The organism is Streptomyces sp. NPDC059524 (assembly GCF_042749255.1).
GTDB classification, from domain to species: Bacteria; Actinomycetota; Actinomycetes; order Streptomycetales; family Streptomycetaceae; genus Streptomyces; species Streptomyces xanthii.
The window spans coordinates 1-5,739 of record NZ_JBHYTK010000271.1 but is presented as its reverse complement, the minus strand read 5'-3'; the positions used below and the strand labels follow the sequence as shown (position 1 = coordinate 5,739).

Annotated in this window: 6 protein-coding genes and 1 pseudogene; 3 read left to right on the top strand and 4 right to left on the bottom strand. The window is 73.2% G+C overall.

Going from position 1 to position 5,739, the window contains the following annotated elements:
- On the top strand, window positions 1-563 hold a 563-nt coding region (gene eda / locus ACFW9D_RS37775; RefSeq protein ID WP_384629954.1), incomplete at its 5' end, for a bifunctional 4-hydroxy-2-oxoglutarate aldolase/2-dehydro-3-deoxy-phosphogluconate aldolase.
- On the opposite strand, the pseudogene ACFW9D_RS37770 reads toward eda, so the two are convergent.
- From ACFW9D_RS37770 to ACFW9D_RS37755, 4 genes and pseudogenes are all read right to left on the bottom strand, one after another.
- Window positions 560-1,204 (bottom strand): annotated as a pseudogene (locus ACFW9D_RS37770) (histidine phosphatase family protein); the annotation flags it as partial. The gene eda and the pseudogene ACFW9D_RS37770 sit on opposite strands and share 4 nt — an antisense overlap.
- A gap of 83 nt (window positions 1,205-1,287) precedes the next feature.
- Entirely contained in the window at window positions 1,288-2,031 is a 744-nt protein-coding gene (locus ACFW9D_RS37765) for a zinc ribbon domain-containing protein (RefSeq protein ID WP_188341591.1), read from the bottom strand.
- Entirely contained in the window at window positions 2,028-2,888 is an 861-nt protein-coding gene (locus tag ACFW9D_RS37760; RefSeq protein ID WP_188339228.1) for a Nif3-like dinuclear metal center hexameric protein, read from the bottom strand. The genes ACFW9D_RS37765 and ACFW9D_RS37760 overlap by 4 nt, the downstream gene beginning before the upstream one ends.
- 57 nt (window positions 2,889-2,945) lie before the next feature.
- Complete coding sequence (locus tag ACFW9D_RS37755) at window positions 2,946-4,001, bottom strand: ABC transporter substrate-binding protein (protein WP_384629952.1); 1,056 nt, start codon at window positions 3,999-4,001, stop codon at window positions 2,946-2,948.
- A 274-nt stretch (window positions 4,002-4,275) separates the two neighbouring features.
- Between ACFW9D_RS37755 and ACFW9D_RS37750 the strand changes: the two genes are divergently transcribed.
- Complete coding sequence (locus ACFW9D_RS37750; protein ID WP_384629950.1) at window positions 4,276-5,430, top strand: hypothetical protein; 1,155 nt, start codon at window positions 4,276-4,278, stop codon at window positions 5,428-5,430.
- A gap of 71 nt (window positions 5,431-5,501) precedes the next feature.
- Entirely contained in the window at window positions 5,502-5,669 is a 168-nt protein-coding gene (locus ACFW9D_RS37745; RefSeq protein WP_384629948.1) for a hypothetical protein, read from the top strand.
- The last annotated feature ends 70 nt before the right edge of the window (window positions 5,670-5,739 follow it).

The following is a 5,739-nucleotide window of genomic DNA, read 5'->3' as shown; positions in this document are numbered from 1 at the left end:
CCGCCCACGCCGTCCCCCCCGCGCGGGCGACGGCCGCGGGGGGCCCGCCCTCGTTCGTGTGGCCCCTGCGCACTCCGGCCGCGCTCGACGCGATCCGCGCGATCGCGGACGCCGTGCCGGACGCGGTCGTCGGCGCGGGCACCGTGATCTCGCCGGAGAACGTCGCGGACGCCGTGGCCGCCGGGGCCCGGTTCCTGGTCAGCCCCGGTTGGACGGACACGCTGCTCGACGCGATGAAGGGCTCGGGCGTGCCGTTCCTGCCCGGCGTCTCGACGACCTCGGAGGTCGTGTCGCTGCTGGAGCGCGGCGTGACGGAGATGAAGTTCTTCCCGGCGGAGGCCGCGGGCGGCACGGCGTACCTGAAGTCGCTGGCGGGCCCGCTCCCCCAGGCCCGCTTCTGCCCGACGGGCGGCATCTCCCCCGCGTCGGCGCCCTCCTACCTCGCGCTGAAGAACGTCGGCTGCGTCGGCGGCAGCTGGATGCTCCCCGCGGACGCCGTCGCGGCGAAGGACTGGGCGCGGGTCGAGGACCTGGCCCGCGAGGCGAGCCGTCTGGCCGGCTAGATCCCGCGCAGGTGTGACGTGTCGTTGAGGCAGCGGACGGTCGCGTTGCCGTCCGCGTAGCAGGCGACCGTCGACAGGGAGGCCGCCGACAGCTCCATCCGGTACAGGGCCTCCGGCGGTGCGCCCAGCGCCAGACGCAGCAGCGTCTTGATGGGCGTCACGTGCGACACGAGGAGGAGCGTGCGGCCCCGATGGGACGCCGCGAGGCGCTCACGGGCCGCGGCGACGCGTGCGGTGACCGTGTCGAAGGACTCCCCTCCGCCCGTGGGGGCCCAGGACGGTGACGCCAGCCAGGCGTTCAGGTCGTCCGGGTGGCGCTCCCTGACGTCCTTGAACGTCAGGCCCTCCCAGGCGCCGAAATCCGTCTCGCGGAGGTCGTCGTCGACGCTCACGTCCAGGCCGAGCAGTCCGGCGGCGGCCTCGGCGGTCTGGCGGCAGCGGGCCAGCGGGGACGTGACGATCAGGTCGACCGGCGGGGTGTGCGCCTTCAGGGCGCGGGCGGCGCGGTCCGCCTGTTCCCGGCCCCGGTCCGACAGCTCGGGGTCGGCTCCCCGCCCCGACCCCGAGAACCGCTTCTCGGGCGTCAGAGCGGTCTCCCCGTGCCGGAGCAGCACGAAGGTGGTGGGCGGGGACATGTCCGGTTTCACAACACGCCCCTCCGGCATGCGGGGAGCCGGGTCCGGGGCGGAAGCCCCGGGACCTCGGCTCATGCTCCGTGACGGATCTACAGGCCCGACTCGGACGTGCGGACCAGGATGCGGTGGCAGTTCTCGCAGCGGACGACGGCGTCGGGGGCCGCGGCGCGGACCTCGTTGAGCTCCGTGATGTTGAGCTCCAGGCGGCAGCCCTCGCAGCGGCGCTGGAACAGCTTGGCCGCGCCGACGCCGCCCTCCTTCACGCGGAGCTTGTCGTAGAGCTTCAGCAGGTCGGCGGGGATGGACCCGGCGACGACCTCGCGCTCCTTGGTGACCGTGGCGGCCTCCGCGTCGAGCGTGGAGGAGGCCTCGTCGCGCCGGGACGTCGCGTCGTCGATCTTCGCCTGGACGGAGGCGAGCCGCTCGCCCAGCTCGGTGGCGCGCTCCTGAGCGGACTCGCGGCGCTCCATGACCTCGAGGACGACGTCCTCCAGGTCGCCCTGGCGCTTGGCCAGCGAGGCGATCTCCTTCTGGAGGTTCTCCAGGTCCTTCGGCGAGGTCACCGCGCCGGAGTCGAGGCGCTGCTGGTCGCGGGCGGCACGCTGGCGGACCTGGTCGACGTCCTGCTCGGCCTTGGTCTGCTCGCGGGCGCAGTCACTCTCCTCCGTCGTCGCGGCGACGTGCAGGTCCCGCAGCTGCGTGAGGTCCTTGGTGAGCGACTCGATCTCGGCGTGCTCCGGCAGCGACTTCTTCTTGTGCGCGAGCTGCTGGAGACGGACGTCCAGGGCCTGGACGTCGAGAAGGCGGATCTGGTCGGCGGGCGCGGCGTTCAGTTGGGGGCTCCAAAGGTAGAGAGTGGTGCGGGGTTGGACGCCGCGTGGGCGGTCCAGGGGTCGGTGACCGTCCTGGAGACGTGGACCCGCAGGCCCCATCCGTGACGGTCGGAGATCTCGTCGAGCTGGGCGGCGGCCAGCTCGCACCAGGGCCACTCGGTGGCCCAGTGCGCCGCGTCGAGCAGTGCGAGAGGTGCGTGTTCGCGAGCCTCGCTCGCGGGGTGGTGGCGCAGGTCCGCGGTGAGGAAGGCGTCGACGCCGGCCGCGCGGACGTCGGCGAAGAGGCTGTCGCCGGACCCGCCGGAGACGGCGATCGTGCGGATCGTGGAGTCGAGGTCGCCGGCGACGCGGATGCCCTGGGCGGTGGCCGGGAGGCGGTCGGCGGCGCGGCCCGCGAGCTCGCGCAGGGTCAGCGGGTGCTCCAGCTCGCAGATCCGGCCGAGGCCGCGGCGGCCCGCGGGGTCGGCCGGGTCCGGGACGAGAGGGCGTACGACGCGGACGTCGAGGGCGCCGGCGAGCGCGTCGGAGACGCCCGGGTCGGCCCGGTCGGCGTTGGTGTGCGCGACGTGCAGCCCGATGTCGTTCTTGATCAGCGTGTGGACGACGCGGCCCTTGAAGGTGTCCGCGGCGACGGTCGTCGTGCCGCGCAGGTAGAGCGGGTGGTGCGTGACCAGCAGGTCCGCGCCCAGCTTCACCGCCTCGTCGACGATCTCCTGGACCGGGTCGACGGCGAAGAGGACCCGGCCGACCTCGGCGTCCGGGTCGCCGGCGACGGTGCCGACCGCGTCCCATCCCTCGGCGAGGGCCGGGGGCCAGAGGGCGTCGAGCGCGGCGGTGACTTCAGACAGACGGGGCACGCAGACAGGTTACCTGCGCCGCGTGCCCCAGCCCCAAGCCCGGTACCGGGAGCCCGGCTACTTGACGAGGTCGCCGCGGAGGTCGTTCAGGACCTCGTGGGCGGCGGTGACGCCGAGGCCGAGGTACCAGGTCTCGTCCGGGACGTCCTTGGCCTGCCCGTCCTTGACAGCCTTCAGGTTCTTCCAGAGCGGGTTGTCCTCGGCGCTCGAGCGCTGGGTCTTCTTCGCGTCGCCGTAGACGCCGGTGAAGATCCAGTCGGCGTCGGCGGAGTCGATCTTCTCGGGGCTGATCTCGGCCGCCAGGTCGTCGATCTGCTGGTTCTTCGGGCGCGGGATGCCGGCGTCGTCGAGGATCGTGCCGATGAAGGAGGCCTTGGCGTAGAGGCGGATGCGGTCCGGCATGTAGCGGAGCATCGTGACGGTCGGGGCCTTGCCGCCGTTGGCCTTCTTCACGTCGGCGCCGAGCTGCTTCACGTCCTTCTCGTACGCGGCGAGGTTCGCCTCGGCCCGGTCCCTCTTGTCGAGGGCGGAGGCGTTGAGGAGGTAGTTCTCCTTCCACGTGAAGCCGGGGCGGATGGAGAAGACGGTGGGGGCGATCTTGGAGAGCTGCGGGTAGAGCTTGGCGGCGCGCAGCTCGCTGCCGAGGATCAGGTCGGGCTTGAGGTTGGCGATCGCCTCGAGGTTGAGGGAGTTGATCGTGCCGACGTTCTTCGGGTTGCCCGCTTCCTTCTTCAGGTAGGTCGGGATGCCCTCGTCGCCCTCGGTGGGGGCGTAGCCGACGGGCTTGACGCCGAGGGAGGCGACGTTGTCGAGCTCGCCGACGTCGAGGACGACGACGCGCCGGGGCTTCGCCTTCAGTTCGGTCTTGCCCATGGCGTGCGTGACGGTGCGCGGGAACTGGCCGGCCTTCGCGGTCGTGCCCATCTTCGCGGTCTGCTCGGCGGCCTTCGAGAAGTCGTCGCCGCCCTGGGCGACGGCCTTGGAGCCCGCGCCGTCGGCGTCCTTCTCGCCGGAGCCGCCGGTGTCGCCGGAACCGCAGGCGGTGAGGGTGAGGGCGGCGGCCGCGGTGACGGCGGCGGCCACGATCCGGGTGCGGTGGTGGCGTATGGACATCTCGGCTCGGCTCCAGCGGTCACGGGGGTGTGGACGTACGGACCTCCGCACATCCACAGGGTTTGGTTAGGCAAACCTTACATCCACGTCCATGACCGCCCTCTCCGGACCCGGCCGCACCCCGTGAGCACACCCGGCACAGCACTCTCAGCGAATTCGCCGCTTCGCCACCCTTTGGGGTGAAGCGGCGGGCGCCCGGTGCCACGGAGGTACGTGCGAAAACTAGCTTCGACCGCGGACGACCGGAGGCGACTGAACCGGAGGTGACAGATCCATGACGGCCTTGGCGATCGAGCCCACGACCGGGACGCGGCCGGAGCCGCCGCGCACCGGATGCGTGATCACGGCGGACGGGTCGTACGCGGCCCGGCTCGCGCACGACGGGGCGGACGACGCGGCCCCCTCCTGGTTCCCCGAGCGCTGGACGCTGGACGGACCGGAGCCGTACGCGGTGCCGCTGCCGACGAACCAGCCGGAGGAACCGGACACGGCGGTGCTGCCGCTGGCCGACGGCCGGGTGCTGGTGCGGCGGCGGGCGGACGGCCGCCACCTGTTCTCGCTGCTCTACCCGACGGGCCCCGGCACCGGCGAGGTGCTGCTGGGGGCGGTGGAGTGCGACGAACTGACCCTGCTGCCGCCCGCGCCGGACGGCCGGTGCGCGTACGCGCTCGCCCCGGGCGAGGAGAGCACCGGCGTGTGGCGGGTGGCGGGCGGGGCGTTCGGGCCCGAGCATGTGGCCGAGGTGCCGGGGCGGTGCTCGGGCGGCGTGTGGCTGGACCGCACCGGGCGGCTCCTCGCGCTCGACCGGGAACCGGCCGAGGGGGACGGCCCGGTGAAGACGGTCGCGGTGGATCTGGACCGGGACGGCGAGGTGTCGCCGCTGCTGCAGATCACCGAGGAGAGCGAGGACCGGCTGCTGCTCGCGGACCCCGACAGCGGTCTGATCCTGCTCCGCTCGGACGCCGCCACCCCGGGCGAACTCCGGCTCGGCTGGGGCGTGTTGGGCAGTACGCTGCCGATCCGCTTCCCGCAGGCGCTGCGGCTCGCGGACTGCGCGCTGACCCCGTTCGCCGTCCAGCCCGGGCAGACCCTGCTGCCCGAGAGCTGCGCGGTGGCGCTGCGCATCGACGGGCCGGCCGGGACCGAGGGCGGGGCGCCATGGCTCGGCGTGTGGCGGCCCGCCGTGTCGCACCTGCATCAACTGGCTGCGCCTGTAGGGTGGTTGGCCGGTACGGGCTTCTGGTCGCGGGACGGGGTCCTGGCGCTGCCGTACGTCACGGACGACGTGTCGTGCGGGCTCGCGCGCATCCCCGCACCCGAGCCGCCGAAGCCCCGCGAACCGGTCGTACAGGCCCCGCAGGCACCTGCGGCGCAGCGGCCGGTGCCGTTGGGGCAGGCGCCCCTCGGCGGGCGTCCGGCGGTTGGTTAGACTCGCCCGGCTGCATCAGAAGGATCTTGTTCGAAACAACGGGGATTCGGGGTTACGCCATGAGCTCTCTCATGACGGAAGACAACGGTACGGACACCGCGACGCACACGGTGGAGCAGGAACGATCCGGCTCCGGCCGGCACCGCGGAGCGGTCTCCGCGTCCGCGCAGCACGACGGCGGCCACGAGCAGTCGCAGCCGCGCGGGCGGCACCGGGGGGCGCGCGCCGACGAGGCGTAGGCGCTCCGCTTCGGTGCGGAATGTGTGACGGGCCCGTGGGGCGACTGGTGTGTGGCGCGGGGGAGCGGCA